This is a genomic window from Krasilnikovia sp. M28-CT-15 (genome assembly GCF_047159595.1).
In the GTDB taxonomy this organism is placed as follows: domain Bacteria; phylum Actinomycetota; class Actinomycetes; order Mycobacteriales; family Micromonosporaceae; genus Actinoplanes.
The window spans coordinates 6,028,112-6,046,241 of sequence record NZ_BAAGAK010000001.1; the positions used below are offsets into that span (position 1 = coordinate 6,028,112).

14 protein-coding genes are annotated in these 18,130 nt (G+C 73.5%); 7 read left to right on the forward strand and 7 right to left on the reverse strand.

The annotated features are described in order from the left end of the window. Window positions 1–97: 97 nt before the first annotated feature. On the reverse strand, window positions 98–1,153 hold the full coding sequence (hemE, locus tag ACMCNO_RS27620) for a uroporphyrinogen decarboxylase (RefSeq protein WP_412753824.1): 1,056 nt from the start codon (window positions 1,151–1,153) through the stop codon (window positions 98–100). 129 nt (window positions 1,154–1,282) lie between these two features. Here hemE and ACMCNO_RS27625 point away from each other — a divergent pair, with 129 nt between their 5' ends. After that, window positions 1,283–1,855, forward strand: coding sequence for a DUF3000 domain-containing protein (locus ACMCNO_RS27625; RefSeq protein WP_412752369.1), 573 nt, complete (start codon window positions 1,283–1,285; stop codon window positions 1,853–1,855). Here the strand turns inward: ACMCNO_RS27625 and ACMCNO_RS27630 are convergent, their stop codons facing one another. Next, entirely contained in the window at window positions 1,856–2,992 is a 1,137-nt protein-coding gene (locus ACMCNO_RS27630) for a trypsin-like peptidase domain-containing protein (RefSeq protein WP_412752370.1), read from the reverse strand. Window positions 2,993–3,153: 161 nt separating this feature from the next. Between ACMCNO_RS27630 and ACMCNO_RS27635 the strand changes: the two genes are divergently transcribed. The 6 genes from ACMCNO_RS27635 to ACMCNO_RS27660 all read left to right on the forward strand — a co-directional run bounded on the left by ACMCNO_RS27635 (window position 3,154) and on the right by ACMCNO_RS27660 (window position 11,314). After that, window positions 3,154–4,494, forward strand: coding sequence for an HRDC domain-containing protein (locus ACMCNO_RS27635; RefSeq protein WP_412752371.1), 1,341 nt, complete (start codon window positions 3,154–3,156; stop codon window positions 4,492–4,494). 99 nt (window positions 4,495–4,593) lie between these two features. Beyond that, window positions 4,594–5,790, forward strand: a complete 1,197-nt coding sequence (locus ACMCNO_RS27640) for a thiolase family protein (protein ID WP_412752372.1) — start codon at window positions 4,594–4,596, stop codon at window positions 5,788–5,790. Window positions 5,791–5,795: 5 nt separating this feature from the next. Further along, on the forward strand, window positions 5,796–7,856 hold the full coding sequence (locus ACMCNO_RS27645) for a 3-hydroxyacyl-CoA dehydrogenase NAD-binding domain-containing protein (RefSeq protein WP_412753825.1): 2,061 nt from the start codon (window positions 5,796–5,798) through the stop codon (window positions 7,854–7,856). Between the two features lie 112 nt (window positions 7,857–7,968). Beyond that, entirely contained in the window at window positions 7,969–8,916 is a 948-nt protein-coding gene (locus ACMCNO_RS27650) for a hypothetical protein (protein WP_412752373.1), read from the forward strand. Window positions 8,917–9,071: 155 nt separating this feature from the next. Beyond that, complete coding sequence (locus ACMCNO_RS27655; RefSeq protein WP_412752374.1) at window positions 9,072–10,037, forward strand: hypothetical protein; 966 nt, start codon at window positions 9,072–9,074, stop codon at window positions 10,035–10,037. A 155-nt stretch (window positions 10,038–10,192) separates the two neighbouring features. After that, entirely contained in the window at window positions 10,193–11,314 is a 1,122-nt protein-coding gene (locus ACMCNO_RS27660; RefSeq protein WP_412752375.1) for a DUF2637 domain-containing protein, read from the forward strand. A 37-nt stretch (window positions 11,315–11,351) separates the two neighbouring features. Here the strand turns inward: ACMCNO_RS27660 and ACMCNO_RS27665 are convergent, their stop codons facing one another. From ACMCNO_RS27665 to dxs, 5 genes are all read right to left on the reverse strand, one after another. Next, window positions 11,352–12,566, reverse strand: coding sequence for a sensor histidine kinase (locus ACMCNO_RS27665; RefSeq protein ID WP_412753826.1), 1,215 nt, complete (start codon window positions 12,564–12,566; stop codon window positions 11,352–11,354). Window positions 12,567–12,595: 29 nt separating this feature from the next. Next, window positions 12,596–13,288, reverse strand: a complete 693-nt coding sequence (locus tag ACMCNO_RS27670) for a response regulator transcription factor (protein ID WP_412745228.1) — start codon at window positions 13,286–13,288, stop codon at window positions 12,596–12,598. A gap of 130 nt (window positions 13,289–13,418) precedes the next feature. Next, entirely contained in the window at window positions 13,419–14,759 is a 1,341-nt protein-coding gene (locus ACMCNO_RS27675) for a PQQ-binding-like beta-propeller repeat protein (RefSeq protein ID WP_412752376.1), read from the reverse strand. A 2-nt stretch (window positions 14,760–14,761) separates the two neighbouring features. Beyond that, on the reverse strand, window positions 14,762–16,087 hold the full coding sequence (locus ACMCNO_RS27680) for a PQQ-binding-like beta-propeller repeat protein (protein WP_412752377.1): 1,326 nt from the start codon (window positions 16,085–16,087) through the stop codon (window positions 14,762–14,764). 90 nt (window positions 16,088–16,177) lie between these two features. Continuing rightward, window positions 16,178–18,112: a 1-deoxy-D-xylulose-5-phosphate synthase gene (gene dxs, locus ACMCNO_RS27685; protein ID WP_412752378.1), complete on the reverse strand. Its 1,935-nt coding sequence runs from the start codon at window positions 18,110–18,112 to the stop codon at window positions 16,178–16,180. Window positions 18,113–18,130: the final 18 nt, after the last annotated feature.

Below are 18,130 nucleotides of genomic sequence, written 5' to 3' on the forward strand. Positions count from 1 at the left end.
CACTGTCAGGTCGCGCCGCCCCGCGCCCAGCGGGGTCGGCCGATGTGAGCGGCCAGTCACCCCGGCCCCGGCCCCAGCGGCGACCGAGGCGGGCCGGTCAGCGGGCCGAGGCGGTGTGCACGAGGTCGACCAGGCGGGTCAGGACGTCCGGGTCGGTGTCCGGCAGCACCCCGTGGCCCAGGTTGAACACGTGGCCGGGCGCGGCCCGGCCCTGCGCCAGCACCCGGCGGGCCTGCTCCTCGACCACCGGCCACGGCGCGAACAACGTGGCCGGGTCCAGATTGCCCTGTACCGCGCGGCCCCCCACGGTCGCGGCGGCCCGGTCCAGCGGGGTGCGCCAGTCCACGCCGACCACGTCCGCACCGGCCTCACCCATGGCACCCAGCAGCAGCGTCGTGCCGACCCCGAAGTGGATCCGCGGCACGCCTGAGCCGGCGAGCCCGCCCAGCACCGCGGCCGAGTGCGGCAGGACGTAGCGGCGGTAGTCGGCCTCCGACAAGGCACCCGCCCACGAGTCGAACAGCTGGACCGCGCTCACCCCGGCGCCGATCTGGACCCGCAGGAACGCCAGCGTGATCTCGGCCAGCCGGGCGCACAGGTCGTGCCAGAGCTGCGGGGCGCCGTACATCATCGCCTTGGTCCTGGTGTACGTACGCGACGGCCCGCCCTCGACGAGGTAGCTGGCCAGGGTGAACGGCGCCCCCGCGAAGCCGATCAGCGGGGTGGCGCCCAGCTCCGTGACCAGCAGCCGGACCGCCTCGTCCACGAAATCCACGTCGGCGACGGTGATCGGCCGCAGCCGGTCCACGTCCGCCCGGGAACGGATCGGGTCGGCGATCACCGGGCCGGTGCCCGCCACGATGTCCAGCTCGATTCCGGCCGCCGCCAGCGGGACCACGATGTCGCTGAACAGGATCGCGGCGTCGACGCCGTGCCGCCGTACCGGCTGCAGCGTGATCTCCGTGACCAGCTCCGGGCGGCGGCAGGACTCCAGCATCCCCACCCCCTCGCGGATCTTGCGGTACTCCGGCAGCGAGCGCCCGGCCTGCCGCATGAACCAGACGGGGGTGTGCGGCACGTCCAGGCCGCGGCAGGCGCGCACGAACGCGGACCCGGCCGGGCCCTGCGGGGATGTAGTGGTCACCCGCGCCATGGTGCCATGCGGCCCGGGCACCACCGGACCGCGTGTGGCGGCGCACACCACGGCGATGGCGAATGAGTGAACCCGCTCGGCGGCGTGCCGAACGGCGTCGCACGGCGGTGATCGGCATAGGCTCCCTCCATGGCGCCCACCCCCACCGCACCCGAGGCGTTCACCCGCGCCGTCGACGGGTTGCGGGCCGCCGCCCCCCGCGCGGAGATCCTGCTGGAGGAGATCGCCCCGCCACAGCGCCTCGCGCCGTTCGGGTTCGCGCTGAGCGCGACCGTGCTGCGCGACGGCGACGAGGTGGCCAGCGGGCGGCTGATCCTGCTGCACGACCCGGCGGGGCACGACGCGTGGCGCGGAAACCTGCGGCTGGTCACCCTGGTCACGGCGGAGCTGGAGGCCGACCTGGCCGGCGACCCGCTGCTGCCCGCGGTGGCCTGGACCTGGCTCACGGACGGGCTGGATCAGCACGGGGCCGCGTACACCGCGATCGGCGGAACGATCACGCAGACCGCCTCCACCCGGTTCGGCGAGCTGGCCGGGCCGCCGCCCACGGCCGACCTGGAGATCCGCGCGTCGTGGACGCCGACCTCGGACGACCTGGGCGCACACCTGCACGGCTGGTGCGGGATGCTGGCCTCCACCGCGGGCCTGCCCCCGCCCGGGGTCACCGCCCTGGCGGACCGGCACCGCGCCAACGCGGGCTGACTAGCAGACGTCGAACGTGTCGCAGGCCGTCTTGATCGGGACGGCCAGCCCGATGCCCTCGGCGTCGCGCGCCTTCGCGGTGGCCAGTCCGACCACCCGGTCGGCCGAGTCCACCACCGGGCCGCCGGAGTTGCCCGGGTTGATCGGGGCGTCGAACTGGATCACCGGCCCGTCCTTGTCGTCCGGCCGGAACGCGCTGACCACGCCGGTGGTCACGGTGTCCTCCAGCCCGAGCGGCGCACCGGCGACCAGGATCTGCTGGCCGGGCCGGACCTCGTCCGTAGCGGCGGCCAGCCCGGTGATCTTGCGGTCGGCGCGCAACAGGGCCAGATCCTTGCCGCGGTCGACCTTGACGATGGTCGCCTCCAGCTCGGTGCGGCCCCGCTCCAGCAACACCTTGCGCCCGCCGTCGGTGAAGGTCGCCTCCACCACATGGAAGTTCGTCAGCAGGTTCGCCTTGCCCGATCCGGCCTTGTCGCCGATCGCGAACGCCGTACCGGTGAACTGACCGGCCCGGACCCGGAACACGCTGGGCAGCACGTCCGCCGAGATGCCCTCGGGGTTGAACACCCCCGCCATCTGCTTCTCCAGCCGGTCGGCGCGTTCGGTCTCGTGCTGCAACGCGGCGGTCAGCTGGTCGTTGCTGCCGCCGAGCCGCTTGTCGAGCCGGTCCAGGCGCCACGCCTGCCAGCCGGACACCCCGACGAGCACCACGACGAGCGCCAGCGCCATCACACGGCCGCGGCCACGACCGTTGTCGGCGGCGAATCCGGCCGCCGAGTCGGCGGATCCCCGGGACGCCCGGCGTCCGGCCGGAGCGGGCGATGCCGAGGGCGGCATGGTCGCCGAGGCCGGGAACAGCGGCTCCTCCGGAGCGGAGCGGGCGGGCCGCGGGTGCCCGATGCGCGGCGCGGGCCGGGTGGCGCCCTCGCCGAAGTCGCCCGGCCGCGGCTGGGCCTCGCCGGCGCCGCCCTCGGGCCACGAATCGAAGAAGGCGGACTCGGGCCACCCGTCGTCCGCGCCGGGCCCGGGCCGGGGCATCACCCACTCACCGGACGGGTGGTCCGGCAGGCTGAGCAGCGGATCCACCGGGCCGCGCCGCCGGCTGGGCACGCCGGACTGGTCGTAGCTGGTCATGGCGGCCTCCCGGGCGTTCGACGGTCCAGCCGGTAGTACGGACGCGAGGGCCCCTGCGGACGGGCGCGCGGGCCACGGATTCCACCCGGATGTCGATCGACCGGCGGCGCGCCGGGACCCGGCTGCACATGCCGAGGGGGGCACACCCGTACGGTTACGGAGTGACCGACGAAACATTCCGTCGGGACGCGCCGGACCAAGCAGTTGACGGACCGCACGATGTGCCGCCCGACCCTTCGTACGGCGGTCCCGCCCCCACGGACACCGCCCCCGTGGACGCCGCCCCCACGGCGCCCACCGCTGTTCCGCTGATCGCACCCCGCGAGGGCACCCCCCGCCCCGTGGCCACCGCCGAGGAGCTGGCCGAGGTGGTGGCGCGGATGAGCGCGGGCACCGGGCCGGTGGCGATCGACGCCGAACGCGCCTCGGGTTACCGCTACACGCAGCGGGCGTACCTCGTGCAACTGCGCCGGGCCGGTGCGGGCACGGTGTTGCTGGACCCGCTGCCGCTGGAGGACCTGAGCACCCTGGACGCCGCGCTGGCCGGCACCGAGTGGGTGCTGCACGCCGCCAGCCAGGATCTGGCCTGTCTGTCCGAGATCGGCCTGAAGCCGCGGCAGCTGTTCGACACGGAGCTGGCCGCGCGGCTGGCCGGGTTCGAGCGGGTGGGGCTGGCCGCGCTGACCGAGTCGCTGCTGGGCTACTCGCTGGAGAAGCACCACTCCGCGGCGGACTGGTCGACCCGGCCGCTGCCGGAGTCGTGGCTGACGTACGCGGCGCTCGACGTCGAACTGCTCACCGACCTGCGCGACCTGCTGGCCGCAGAGCTGGAGCGCCAGGGCAAGGCCGCGTGGGCGGCGGAGGAGTTCGCGGCGCTGGTGGCCGGTGCGGACCGCCCGCCCCGGGTGCGGCCCGACCCGTGGCGGCGCACCTCCGGCATCCACCGGGTACGCGGCGCCCGCGCCCAGTCCCGGGTCCGCGCCCTGTGGTACGCCCGGGACGCGGTGGCCGCCCGCAAGGACTCCGCACCGGGCCGGGTGCTGCCGGACTCCGCGATCATCGCCGCCGCCGAGCTGGACCCGAAGGACGAGCGCACCCTGCTGACCCTGGCCGGTTTCGGCGGCCGTTCGGTGCGGCGGCTGGCCCGGGTGTGGCTGGACGCCCTGGACGCGGCCCGCGCGCTGCCGGACGACGAGCTGCCGGTGAATCAGCCGGTGGAGGGCCCGCCGCCGCCGCACCGCTGGGCGGAGCGGGATCCGGTCGCGGCGGCCCGGCTGGCCCGCTGCCGGCAGGTCGTGATCGGCACCGCGGAGGCACACACCCTGCCCCCGGAGAACCTGATCAGTCCCGACTTCATCCGCCGGCTGGCCTGGTCCCCGCCGTCGGAAATCACTCCCGATACGGTGGCGGAGACGCTGCGTGGTTTCGGCGCCCGACCGTGGCAGATCGCCTTGATCGTGGACGGCATCGCGGCGGTCCTGCCGGACTCCGCCGCGGCATGATCATCGACTCCTTCCGGCGGGACAGTAGGCAGTCCTAGTTACCGGCGAGTAGCATCACGGACGACACCCCCAGGGTTCACGCCCGCAAGGAGGCTTGCTGTGCCCCGTGAAGTACGCGAGGTCGTCTTCGTCGACGGCGTCCGCACCCCGTTCGGCAAGGCGGGCGGCATGTACGCCGAGACCCGCGCCGACGACCTGGTCATCCGCTGCATCCGAGAGCTGATGAAGCGCAACCCCCAGCTCCCGCCGGAGCGGGTCGACGAGGTGGCCATCGCGGCCACCACGCAGACCGGCGACCAGGGCCTGACCATCGGCCGGACCGCCGCGCTGCTGTCCGGCCTGCCCAAGACCGTGCCCGGCTACGCCATCGACCGGATGTGCGCCGGCGCCATGACCGCCGTGACCAACGTCGCGGGCGGCATCGCCATGGGGGCGTACGACGTCGCCATCGCGGGCGGTGTCGAGCACATGGGCCGCCACCCGATGGGCGAGGGCGTCGACCCGAACCCGCGGATCCTGGCCGAAAAGCTGGTCGACCCGTCGGCGCTGGTCATGGGCGCCACCGCGGAGAACCTGCACGACCGCCTGCCGAACATCACCAAGGAGCGGGTCGACGCGTACGGCCTGGCCTCGCAGGAGAAGACCGCCAAGGCGTACGCCAACGGCAAGCTCCAGCCCGACCTCGTGCCGGTGGCGCTGCGCAGCTCCGAAGAGGGCTGGGGCCTGGCCACGGTCGACGAGGCGCCGCGCGCGACCTCCCTGGAGAAGCTGGCCACGCTCAAGACCCCGTTCCGCCCGCACGGCCGGGTCACCGCGGGTAACGCGGCCGGCCTGAACGACGGCGCCACCGCCGCGCTGCTGGCCAGCGAGGACACCGCCCGCGAGCTGGGCCTGCCGGTCGCCATGCGGCTGGTCTCCTACGGCTTCGTCGGCGTCGAGCCCGAGATCATGGGGTACGGCCCGATCCCGTCGACCGAGAAGGCCCTGCGCATCGCCGGGCTGACCATCGACGACATCGGCCTGTTCGAGCTGAACGAGGCGTTCGCGGTGCAGGTGCTCGCGTTCCTCGACCACTACGGCATCGCCGACGACGACCCCCGGGTCAACCCGTGGGGCGGCGCCATCGCCATCGGTCACCCGCTCGCCTCCTCCGGCGTACGGCTGATGACCCAGCTGGCGCGGCACTTCGCCGAGCACCCGGAGGTCCGCTACGGCCTGACCGCGATGTGCATCGGCATCGGCATGGGCGGCACCGTGATCTGGGAGAACCCGAACTGGGAGGGCAAGGACAAGTGACCGCGCTGCCGGAATACCCCAACGAGGTCGTCACCAAGGCCCTCGTCCGCCTGGTCCCCGTACCCGGGCTGGACAAGCCCGCCGCCGTGATCACGCTGGACAACGGGTTCGACTACAAGAAGCCGAACAGCTTCGGCCCGGGTGGTCTCGCGTCGCTGGACGAGGCGATCACCAAGGCCACCGAGGCGGACCCGGCGTTCATCGCGCTGACCGGCAAGCCGTACATCTTCTGTGTGGGTGCGGACATCACCGGGATGCCGTTCATCACCCAGCGGGAGCAGGCCAAGGCCCTGGGCGAGCTGGGCCACCGGGTGTTCGCCCGGCTGAAGGACTCGACGATCCCGACGTTCGCGTTCATCAACGGCGCGGCGCTCGGCGGCGGCCTGGAGGTGGCGCTGCACTGCCACTACCGGACCGTGTCCGGCGGGGCCGCGGCGCTGGGCCTGCCCGAGGTCGCGATCGGCCTCGTCCCCGGCTGGGGTGGCAGCCAGCTGCTGCCCAACCTGATCGGCGTGCCCGGTGCGGCGCAGGTCATCCTGCAGAACCCGCTCACCCAGAAGGTGCTCAAGCCGAAGCAGGCCGCCGAGATGGGCGTCGCCGACGCGCTGTTCGAGCCGGCCGACTTCCTGGAGAGCTCCCTCGCCTGGGCGGCCGGCGTGGTCAAGGGTGAGGTCACCGTGACCCGCCCCGAGGTCGACCGCGACATGTGGGACGGCGTGCTGTTCTTCGCCAAGCAGCAGCTCGACGAGAAGCTGCACGGCGCGGTCCCGTCCGCCAACAAGGCCCTGGAGCTGCTCGGCCTGGCCAAGGAGGCGTCGTTTGCCGACGGCACCGCGGCCGAGACCGAGATCCTCGCCGACCTGATCATGGGCGACGAGGCCCGCGCCAGCCTGTACGCGTTCGACCTGGTCCAGCGCCGGGCCAAGCGCCCGGTGGGCGTGCCGGACAAGGAGCTGGCCCGCAAGGTCACCAAGGTCGGCGTCGTGGGCGCGGGCCTGATGGCCTCCCAGCTCGCCCTGCTGTTCGCCCGCCGCCTGCAGGTGCCGGTCGTGCTGACCGACCTCGACCAGGCGCGGGTCGACAAGGGCGTGGCGTACGTCCACGGCCAGATCGACAAGCTGGTCGGCAAGCGCCGGATGGACGAGGGCACCGCGGCGAAGCTGCGCGGCCTGGTCAGCGGCTCGGTCGACAAGAGCGTCTTCGCCGACGCCGACTTCGTGATCGAGGCCGTCTTCGAGAACCTCGAGCTCAAGAAGCAGATCTGGGCCGAGATCGAGAAGATCGTGACCCCGGAGGCGGTGCTCGCCACGAACACCTCCTCGCTGTCGGTGTCCGCGATGGCGGCCGACCTGGAGCACCCCGAGCGGGTCGTCGGCTTCCACTTCTTCAACCCGGTCGCGGTGCTGCCCCTGCTGGAGATCATCAAGGGCGAGCGGACCGACGACGCCACGCTGTCCACCGCGTTCGCGGTCGGCAAGGAGCTGCGCAAGAGCTGCGTGCTGGTCAAGGACGCCCCGGCGTTCGTGGTCAATCGGCTGCTCACCCGCTTCACCAGCGAGGTCTTCTCGGCGATCGACGCGGGCACCCCGCTGGACGTGGTCAACACCGCGATGGACCCGCTGGGCCTGCCCATGCGGCCGATCGCGCTGCTGCAGCTCGTCGGCCCCGCCGTAGCCCACCACGTGGGCGAGACGCTGCACGGCGCGTTCCCGGACCGGTTCGTGGACAGCCCCAACCTGCGGCGCATCGCCGAGGCGGGCATCCCGCTGATGGTCGACGACGAGATCAACCCCGAGGTGGTCAAGCTTCTCGAGGTCGGTTCCGCGCCGTCCACCGCCGAGGAGGTACGCCGCAACGCGCTCGACGCGCTCGCCCAGGAGATCCGTCTCATGCTGGACGAGGGTGTCGTGGCCGAGGCGCAGGACATCGACCTGTGCATGGTCCTGGGCGCCGGGTGGCCGTTCCACCTGGGCGGCGTCACGCCGTACCTGGACCGCAGCGGCACCTCGGAGCGGGTGACCGGCAAGCGGTTCCTGCCCCAGGGCGTGGCCAACGTGCCCGCCTGATCCAGCAGGCTGTCGGATGGCAGACGCCCCCGTGATTTAGTCGCGGGGGCGTCATGCTGTCTCAGTTCTGGTCGATAGGCTCCGTGCGCCCCGCATCGACTCTGGAGTTCACATGACGCAGCCGCCCTACCCCGGCCAGCCTGGGCCCGACCCGACCGGCGGGTACCAGCCTCCGGCCGCCCCGGGCCAGCCCGCATACCCGCAGCCGACCTCCGGCGCGGGCTACCCGCCGCCCGGCCAGAGCGGCTTCCCGCAGCCCGACCAGGGCGGCTACGCATCCCCCGGCTACTCGCAGCCCGACCAGGGCGGCTACGCGCCCCCCGGCTACTCGCAGCCCGAGCAGGGCGGCTACGCGCCCCCCGGCCAGGCCTCCTACCCGCCGCCGGGCCAGGCCGCCTACCCGCCGCCCGGACAGCCTGGCTTCCCGCCGCCCGGACAGCCGGGTGTCGCGCCGCAGTTCGGCGCTCCCGCGCCGAAGAAGAAGTCCTCCGCGCTCAAGATCGTTCTGATCTCAGCCGTGGTGATCCTGGTGTTGTGCGTCGGCGGCATCGCCGCGGCGTTCTTCGCGGGCAAGGACAAGGTCAACGACCTCGTCGAGGCGTCGAAGATCACCGTGACCGAGCCGCAGACCCTGGCCGGCCGGGAGAAGGTGACCGACCCGTCGCTGGCCGGCAGCGTCGACTCGCTCGACAGCGAGATGAGCAAGATCGCCGGTACCACCAGCTCGGTCGGCGCCATGTACGGCGACCCCACCAAGCAGGACCTCGTCATGATCGCCGCGGCCTCGACGCTGCAGGGCTCGGAGCAGGGCCGCTTCGACGAGTTCACCAAGGGCATGGGCCAGGGCGGCTTCTCCGTCGAGGGGCTGAAGGACACCAACCCCGGCCCGCTCGGCGGCATCGCCAAGTGCGGTGACACGTCCGTGTCCGGCGTGTCCACGGCCGTCTGCGTCTGGTCGGACAAGGGCAGCGTCGGCATGGTCGCGATGCTGTTCAAGAAGAGGGCCGACCTGGAGAAGGAGTTCATCACCATCCGCGGCCAGGTCGAGCAGAAGTCCTGATCGCATACCGCAGGTGCGGGTGCCGGCCGGGCACCCGCACCTGCGCGCATCGAGCGACGTGATGCGGCTCCCAGCAAAGGGACGGGAAAGAGGACAGCGCCCCAGGCGCTGGCCCGATAGGCTCCCCGACTTGTAGCCCGATCGATGGAGCCCTGATGTCGCAGCCTCCCACGCCGCCCTTCTCGGGCCAGCCGTACCCTGAGCAGCCGTACCAGGGCCAGCAGCCATACCCGGGCCAGCCGTACCCCGTGCAACCGACGCCGGGCCAACCGCCGCCGGGCCAGCCGCCGTACGCGGGGCAGCCGTACCCGGGTCCCGGTTACCCGGGCCAGCCGAATCCGGACGTGCCGACCTCCGTGCCGCCGCAGCCCGGCTTCCCCTCCTCGGCTCCCCCGTACGTGGGTCAACCCGGGTTCACCGCGCCGGAATTCACCCAGCCGGGGTATCCGGCGCCGCAGCCGCCGACGAAGTCGCGGGCGCTGCCCATCGTGCTCGTCTCGCTGGCGGTCATTCTCGTGCTGTGCGTCGGCGGCGGCACCGCGGTCTTCCTCGCCGCCCGCAACAACGCGGACAAGTTCACCGAGGACAAGACGTCGAGCACCGCCGGGCCCACGACCGAGCCCACCACGGACACGGTGCCGACCGACGAGCCCAGCTCGCAGGCGCCGCAGGTCACAATCTCGATCATCGAGCCGAAACGGGTCGGCGGTCGTCCGAAGCTGACGGACGCGCAGTTCGCCGGGGTGGTCAAGGATCTGAAGAAGGCGCTGGCCAAGCTGCCCGGCGCGACGGCCACGGTCGGCGCGCTCTACGGCACCCCGGCCAAGCGGGACGTGATCATGGTCATGGGCGCCGCGGCGCCGGTCGAAGAGCCGCAGAAGGAGCTGGACAGCTCGTTCCTCAGTGCCGGGGTCAACGGGCTGAAGATCTCCGGCCTCGCCAAGGTCGATCCGGGTCCGCTCGGCGGCGTGGCCAAGTGCGGCCGGACCGAGGACTCCGCCATCTGCGGCTGGGCGGACAGCGGCAGTGTGGGCTGGATCATCTGGTACTTCAAGTCGGTCAGCAAGGCGAAGGCCGAATTCCCCAAGCTACGGGCTGAAGTCGAGAAGAAGTCAAGCTGACACGCCGCAATGCGGCATCACATTGACGTATCGCTCCCGACACGAACGAGACGCTGACCTGGGAGCGTTTTGCGTCAGGAAACATCGAGCGGTCAGGATGGTCGCCGGGCCCGGCCAGGGTCCGGCGACCATTCCGACTGGCAGAGGAGCGTCCGGTGCCACTCCCGCAACTTCGCCGTGTCCGCTGGGCCGTGCGAGCCACCCTTCTCCTGGGCGTCGCGGCCTCCGTGGTCGCGAACATCCTGCACGCCCTGGAGAACCCGATCAGCCAGGCCATCGCCGCCTGGCCGCCGCTCGCGCTGCTGCTGACGGTGGAGCTGATCTCGCGGGTTCCGGTGCACCGGCGGTCGCTGGCCTTCACCCGGCTGGTCGCGACGGCCACCATCGCCGGCATCGCCGCGTGGGTGTCCTACTGGCACATGGCCGGCGTCGCCGCCCGGTACGGCGAGACGGGCGCGTCTCCCTACCTGCTGCCGCTCTCCGTGGACGGACTGATCGTGGTGGCCAGCATCTGCCTGGTCGAGCTGGGGGGCCGGATCGCCGCGCTGCAAGCCGACCGGGATCGCCCGCTGGCCGCCCTGAGCGGCGGGGACGCCACGCCAGCCGCGAGCCCCACCTCCGGCCCGCTGACCAGTCCGGTCACCATGCCCGCGCCGGACACCGCCCCGGCCGCCCGGCCCACCCCCACCGCCGCGTCGGTTGCTGTGCGCTCCGCCACCGAGGCCGCGCCGGTTGCCGCCCGGTCCGCCGCCGGCGATGCCGACGACCCCACCGACGGCACCTCGCCATCGGCGGGTACGGCCGCGGTCGCGGTCGCCTTCTCGCATGCCGCCCCGGCCCGGCCCGCGCCCGGCGGGCAGCAGACCGCCCGCGCCGACACCAAACCACGCCACAGCACCGCGGACGCCTTCGCCGAGGTGGCCGCCGCCCTGCCACGCGCCACGGATGCGGGATTCACCCCCACGGTGACCCGCGGGTCCGGGCGTCCGGGCACCTCGTCCGGCCCGAACGCCAAGGGAACCGCCAAGGGCCCCGCGACCCGGACGAAGAAGGACAGCGCCGCGTCGACCCGCCCGGGCGCCCGGCAACGCCGCAGCCCTCAGGAGAACGCCGCCATCGCCGCCCGGCTGCGCGCGGAACGACCCGAGCTGACCGACGCCGAGCTCGCCGCCGAACTGGGCATCAGCGTCGAGCGCTGGCGCCGGATCCAGCGCGAGACCGCGAAGGACCTCGAGACCGCCAAGGACGACGCCCGACGCCTCGGCCTGGCCGCCTGACCGGCCCGGCACGGACCGGCGCTAAGCGGACCCGGCACTAAGCGGACCCGGCGCTAAGCGGAGGGATGCCGAGGTTGCCGGTCCGGGGGACGGCCGCCGAGGCCGCCACGACCGGCGTCGAGTCGGCGCCCGGCAGGCTGACCGTGACCTCGAGGCCGCCACCGGGATTCGCCACCGCGGACACCGTGCCGCCGTGTGCGTCGCAGACCGCGCGCACGATCGACAGGCCCAGCCCCGAGCCACGGGAGCCGGTGCGTTCCCAGCCGCCCCGGCGGAACGGCTCGAACAGTCCCGGCACGTCCCCTGGCTCCACCTCGTAGCCGGTGTTCCCCACGATGAGACGCGCCTGGCCGTCCACGGTCTCGGTGCGCAGCCACAGCCTGCCGAGCAGGTGGTTGTAGCGGATCGCGTTCTCGATGAGGTTCCCGGCGAGGCGGTCCAGCAGGCTCGGATCGCCGACCACGGCCGCGGGCTTGAGGTCCGTGGTGACCTCCAGCTTCAGCCGTTCCGCCTCCGCCCGTACGGCGGACAGCGCGTTGCAGACGCTGGTGGCGAGGTCGGCGGGCACCTTCCGGACCAGCCGCCGCCCCGACTGCGCCTCGCTGCGGGCCAGCACGAGCAGCGCATCGACCAGGCCGTTGGCGCGCTCGGAGGCGTTGCGGACCACCTTGGCCATGCGCCGGTACTCCGCGACATCGGCCTCGTCGTCGCTGAGCGTCACGTCGATCTCGGTACGCATCACCGCCAGCGGCGTACGCAACTCGTGCGAGGCGTTGGCCACGAACCGTTTCTGCGCCTCGAACGCCCCGCCGAGCCGGTCCAGCATCGCGTCGAAGGTCCGCGCGAGCTCGGCCACCTCGTCGTCTGCGCCCTCGTACCCGATGCGCTGGTCGAGGGTCTCCTCGCCGAGACGGCGGGCGGTGGCGGTGACGTTGTGCAGGGGGCGCAGCGCCCGCCCGGCGACGGCGTACGCGCCCGCGACCCCGATCAGGCCGATCGCGAACAGGGCGACCAGGCCCTTCGCCAGCAGTTCCGCGGACGCGCTCTCGACCAGCTCGGTCTGCCAGGCGCGGGCGTCGCGGGTGGTGCCGTCCGACATCACCACCTGGGTGCCCTCGCGCAGTTCGTCCGCGGGGTGCAGGGCGTCGCCCACGAGGAGCCAGGCCAGCAGCACGAGCACGGCGCCCGCGCCGACGAGCAGGATGCCGTTGAGCAGCGTGAGCCGCAGCCGCAGGGTGGGGCGTAGCCGCATCCGGTCGCGGTTGCGGCCGAGGTAGACCGTCACGGCGTGCCGCCGGCGGGAGCCACGGTGACGGGGTCGGGCACCCGGTATCCGGCGCCGACCACGGTCTCGATCAGCGGCGGCTCACCGACCTTCTTTCGCAGCGTCATCATGGTCACCCGTACGGTGGTCGTGAACGGGTCGGTGTTCGCGTCCCAGACGCGTTCCAGCAGCTGTTCGCTGGACACCACCCCGCCGCGTGCCTTGAGCAGCTCCTCCAGGACGCCGAACTCCTTGTTGGTGAGGTCCAGGGTGGCGCCGCCGCGGGTGACCACCCGGCGGGCCGGGTCGAGCACCAGGTCACCCACGGTCAGCACCGGCGGTGCGGCGGGAGTGGCCCGGCGCCCGAGTGCCTGCACCCGGGCGACCAGCTCGTCGAACGCGAACGGCTTGGAGAGGTAGTCGTCCGCACCCAGCTGCAGACCCTCGACCCGGTCCGCGACCGTGCCGCTGGCGGTCAGCATCAGCACCCGGGTCAGTGCGCCCGACGCGACCAGTGCGGCGCAGATCTCGTCGCCGTGCATGCCGGGCAGGTCCCGGTCGAGCACGACCACGTCGTAGCGGGTCACGTACGCCATCTCGTGGCCGGACAGCCCGTCGTAGGCGACGTCCACCGCCATGCCTTTGCGGCGCAACCCCCGCACGATCGCGTCGGCGAGGTTCCGCTCGTCTTCCACCACCAGTACGCGCACCCGGCGTCCTCCGTACTTCGTTCACGACCGCGCCCAGCCTGGTGGCCGACGCGTGAAACAGCCGTAAGGGAAGGCTACTGCCGCACAGGCCCGGGGCCGCGGGCCAGCTCACCGCCCGCCCGGCAGACCCTCACGCCGAGTACGCCCACACTTCGACGCCCGCCGACGCCCGGCAGGCGACGAACCGCGAGTCGGCGGAGCAGTCGGTGAGCGCCGTCCCGGAGTCGCCGAGCCGCTGCACCACCCGCCGCCCCGGCAGCAGCACCCCGAACGCGGTGCCCCGCCCGGCCTCGCGGCGGGCCAGCACCAGCGGGGCGGCCGACGGCCCCGCGGCGAACGTCTGCCAGGCGCTCAGGTCCACCACCGGCGCCCCGGACGCCGGGTCGACCGCGCGCAGCGGACGACTCTGCCCACTCTGGACCTCCACCGCGTACCCCGCGCCGGCCTGCAGGTCGACGTCACCGCTGGTGCGCCAGCGCGGCCGGCCCGTACCCGGGTCGAGCACCACCAGGTGGGAGTGGGCCTTCTCGCAGGCCAGCCCGGTGCAGGTAGCGGAGTTCCCGGCGTCGGCGGGCTCGGTGCGTCGCCAGCGCGGCGCCAGGGTGTCCATCGCGTACGCGGTGACCACGGTGGCGTCGTCGGCCGCGGCCTGCCGCACCAGCAGCAGGTCCCCCACCACGTCACCCCAGGACAGGGCGCCGGGGATCCGCGGCAGGGGCTGTTCCCGCAGCACCGCGCCGGTCTCCGCGGCGCGCAACCAGAGCCGCCCCGAGGCCATGACCACCGCACCGGCGACCCGGCCCCGCGCCCGGGTGGGGTAGATCGAGCCGGAGAACCGCGCCGACCAGCGGGTGCGTCCGGTCGTCAGGTCGACGCCGCGCAGTTCGGTGACCTCGGGTGGCTCGGTGTGCGGCTGCCCGGACGAGGAGAAGTACAGGGCGCCGGGCGCCCCGGAGGACTCGTCGTACTCGGTGCCGGGCCGGAACTGCTCGGCCTGCACCAGCCCGACGTCGTCGGTCAGCGGCAGGATCGGCGCGGGCGAGGTCCACCGCAGCGCGCCGGTGCGGGCGTCCAGGACGGTGGTGGCCTGGCCGGCACGCAGCAGGACGTGGCCGCCGGCGGCCTGCACCGAGCTGCCGCCCTGCAGCGTCCCGCCCGGCATGTCGTCGGCCGTGGTGGCCGCCCGCCACAGCCGGCGCAGTGGCCGCATCGTCCAGGCCGAGGTGATCCTGCGTCCGTCGGCCACGTCGAAGGTGTACAACCGGCCACCGACCACCTGGAAGTCGGCGGCCGACGGCAGGGGCACCACACCGGCGCGCCGCCAGCAGACCGCGGCGGCGGGCACCGCACCGGCCAGGGCCAGCACCAGCACGGCGGCGAGGGCGAGACCGAGGCGGCGGTGGCGGCGCAGGGACGGGCGGGTGGGGGCGGGCGGAGCGGCCGGATCGGTGTTCAGCTCGATCAGCGCCACGCCTACCCCTTCTGCCGGTACGCCCACACGATGAGCTCGCCCGCCGTGGAGCGGCAGACCAGCCGGGCGGGGGCCGCCTGGCAGTCGCCGGTGCCGGCCGGCAGTGCCGCGAGCAGACGCGGTCGTGCGTCGCCGGGGGTGGCGACGGCGACCATGGTACGGGCTCCGGCCTGCTCAGCATGGGTGACGAGGACCCGCTCCCCGCCGCCGGTGCCGGTCAACGGACGCCAGCCGCGCAGGTCCACCAGGACCCGGCCGGTCCCCGGGTCGATCAGGCCCACGGTCTCGATGGTGCCCTCCGGTGCCGAGTACGCGAGCATCGCCCCGCCGCGCTGCTCCACGCCCCGCCAGTCCGGCCGGTGCCAGCGTTGCGCCCCGGTCGCGGGGTCGACGGCGCGCACCCCGTCCGGCCCGACGAGGCAGGTCAGCGGGCCGCAGGCACGGATCTCGTACGCGTCGCCGGCCGGGCGGGTCCACCGCCGCTGTAGCGTCACCGCGTCGTACGCGGACAGCTCGGTCCCCGCGCCGCCCGGGTGGCGCAGCAGCACCAGCCCGGCCATGACGGCCGGGTTGTCGGGCCCGTAGTCGGCGGGCGGCAGTTCGGCCGTCGCGAGCCGGTCCCCCGTCGTCAGGTCGTGCACCGCGGCGGTGCGGTCGTCGTGGACGAGCAGCATCCGCGGCGGCACGTAGCCGGTGGCGGGAACGCCGAGCAGCACCGCGGTGGACGGGACCCGCACCCGCCAGCGGGTCGCGCCCGTGACCACGTCGAGCGCGTCGACGGAGCCCTCGACCCGGCGGCCGGGCCCGGACAGGCTGCGCACCCCGGCGACCGCCAGCAGCGCGCCGGACCCGGCCAGGGTGACCACGTTTCCGGTACGGCGCCACCGGGCGGCACCGGTGGCCAGCGAGACGGCGGTGGTGCCGGGATCCCCGACGCCGGTGAGCCCGGCGCTCCAGGGGCGCAGCAGGACGAGCCCGCTGGCCATGCGCAGCCGGTACGTGGGTGCCTCGGGCTCGGTGTGCCAGCGCTGCCGCCCGGAGGACAGGTCGTACATGCTGAGGCCGCCGAGGCTCTGGGCCAGCAGCTGACCGGCGTCCGTGACCACGTACGAGTCGGCGGGGCCGACGCGCAGGCTCAGCAGGGGCGAGAGAACCGGCGGCGGCGGTGCGGCGGACGCGGTGGCGCACCACAGCACGAGCAGTGCCGCGACGAGCGGCCCGAACCAGATCGGTACGGTCGGGCGCGTCGGCGCCGCGTACGTTTCCGGTTCACCCCGCGCCAGGCCGAGGTCGATGACGACCGCACCGCCGAAGGTCTCCGCCTCCATACCCCAAAGATAACGACCAGATAACGGCCGACCCGCGTTCCCGGCCCACCTGGCACATATCGCGCAAACCCCGGCGGGCGAGATCGCGCCTCAGGAGGTCGGCTGGATCTCCGTCGCGTGCTCCTGCAGGCCCGAGATGTGGCCGGTGACGTCGCGCGCGATGTCCTGCGCGGTGAGCCCCAGCGCCGTGAGGATCTCGGCGCGGGTGCCGTGCGGGTGGAAGCCCGGCGGCACCCCGAAGTCGCGCAGCGGCACGTCCACGCCCGCGTCGCGCAGCAGGCTCGCCACCGCGTCGCCGACCCCACCGGTGCGCACGCCGTCCTCGAGCGTCACCACGAGGCGGTGCTCGGCGGCCAGCCCGGCCACCTCGATCGGCACGGGACGCACCCAGCGCGGGTCCACGACCGTGACCGCGTACCCCTGGCCCGCCACCCGCTCGGCCACCTCCATGCCCAGCGGGGCGAACGCGCCGATCGCGACCAGCAGCACGTCACCGCGGGCGCCGTGGCGCGGGTCTTCGCGGAGCACGTCGACCTGGCCGACGCGGCGCACCGCGGGCAGATCGGGGGCCACCGAGCCGGTCGGGAAGCGCACGATCGTCGGGCCGTCGTCGACCGCGACCGCCTCGCGCAGCTCCTCACGCAGGGTGGCGGCGTCGCGGGGCGCGGCGATGCGCAGCCCGGGCACGACCCCGAACACGCTCATGTCCCAGATGCCGTAGTGGCTGGGGCCGTCCGGGCCGGTGATCCCGGCCCGGTCGAGCACGAACGTCACCGGCAGCCGGTGCATCGCCACATCCAGCAGGACCTGGTCGAACGCGCGGTTGAGGAACGTGGCGTACACCGCGACGACAGGATGCAGGCCGCCCATCGCGAGCCCGGCAGCCGAGGTGGCGGCGTGCTGCTCGGCGATGCCGACGTCGTACACCCGCTCCGGGTACTTCTTGGCCAGCGTGGCGATGCCGGTGGGCTCGGCCATCGCCGCGGTGATGCCGACGATCTCCGGGCGCTCGTCGGCGATCGCGACGAGTTCCTCCGCGAAGACGTGGGTCCACTTCACCGACGGGGCGGCGGTCAGCGCGCCGGTCTGCGGGTCGAACGCGCCCGGGCCGTGCAGGCAGTCGGCCTCGTCCTCCTCGGCCGGGCGGTAGCCGTACCCCTTGCGGGTCACGGCGTGCACGATCACCGGGGCGTTGAAGCCCTTCGCCTTGCGCAGCGCCGACTCCATGGCGTGGATGTCGTGGCCGTCGACCGGGCCGACGTACTTGAGGCCGAGGTCCTCGAACATCGGCTGCGGGCTGACCGCGTCCTTGATGCCGCGCTTGACCGCGTGCAGCACCTCGTACATCGGCTTGCCCACCATCGGGGTCGAGCCGAGGGCGTCCTTGACCAGGTCGAGCACGCGCTCGTAGCCGGGGTTGAGCCGCAGCGTGGACAGATGCTCGGCCAGGCCGCCGATCGTGGGGGCGTACGAGCGGCCGTTGTCGTTGACGACGATGACCAGGCGGTTCCCGCTGGCGGCGATGTTGTTGATCGCCTCCCAGCACATGCCGCCGGTGAGTGCCCCGTCGCCGACCACGGCCACCACGTGCCGTTCCTCGCCGCGCAGCGCATACGCCTTGGCGAGCCCGTCGGCGTAGGACAGGGCCGTGGAGGCGTGCGAGTTCTCGATGAGGTCGTGCTCGCTCTCCGCCTGGCTGGGGTAGCCGGACAGCCCGCCGCGCTGGCGCAGCAGATCGAATCCGCCCTGCCGGCCGGTAACGATCTTGTGCACGTACGCCTGGTGGCCCGTATCGAACAGGATCTTGTCGCGGGGCGAGTCGAAGACGCGGTGCATCGCGAGGGTCATCTCGACGACGCCCAGGTTCGGCCCGAGATGCCCGCCGGTGCGGGACACCTTCGCCACCAGGAAGTCACGGATCTCGGCCGCGAGCAGGGCCGACTGCTCGATGCTGAGCCGCCGCAGGTCCCCGGGGCCGGTGATGCCCCCGATGAGTCCGGCGTTCGGCGGAAGTGTCTCGCTCATGAGGGGTCATGATATCCA

Coding starts and splice junctions, on each gene's coding strand:
- hemE (WP_412753824.1), bottom strand. CDS start 1,153: ATGGCGCGGGTGACCACTACATCCCCGCAGGGCCCGGCCGGGTCCGCG.
- ACMCNO_RS27625 (WP_412752369.1), top strand. CDS start 1,283: ATGGCGCCCACCCCCACCGCACCCGAGGCGTTCACCCGCGCCGTCGAC.
- ACMCNO_RS27630 (WP_412752370.1), bottom strand. CDS start 2,992: ATGACCAGCTACGACCAGTCCGGCGTGCCCAGCCGGCGGCGCGGCCCG.
- ACMCNO_RS27650 (WP_412752373.1), top strand. CDS start 7,969: ATGACGCAGCCGCCCTACCCCGGCCAGCCTGGGCCCGACCCGACCGGC.
- ACMCNO_RS27655 (WP_412752374.1), top strand. CDS start 9,072: ATGTCGCAGCCTCCCACGCCGCCCTTCTCGGGCCAGCCGTACCCTGAG.
- ACMCNO_RS27665 (WP_412753826.1), bottom strand. CDS start 12,566: ATGCGGCTACGCCCCACCCTGCGGCTGCGGCTCACGCTGCTCAACGGC.
- ACMCNO_RS27680 (WP_412752377.1), bottom strand. CDS start 16,087: ATGGAGGCGGAGACCTTCGGCGGTGCGGTCGTCATCGACCTCGGCCTG.
- dxs (WP_412752378.1), bottom strand. CDS start 18,112: ATGAGCGAGACACTTCCGCCGAACGCCGGACTCATCGGGGGCATCACC.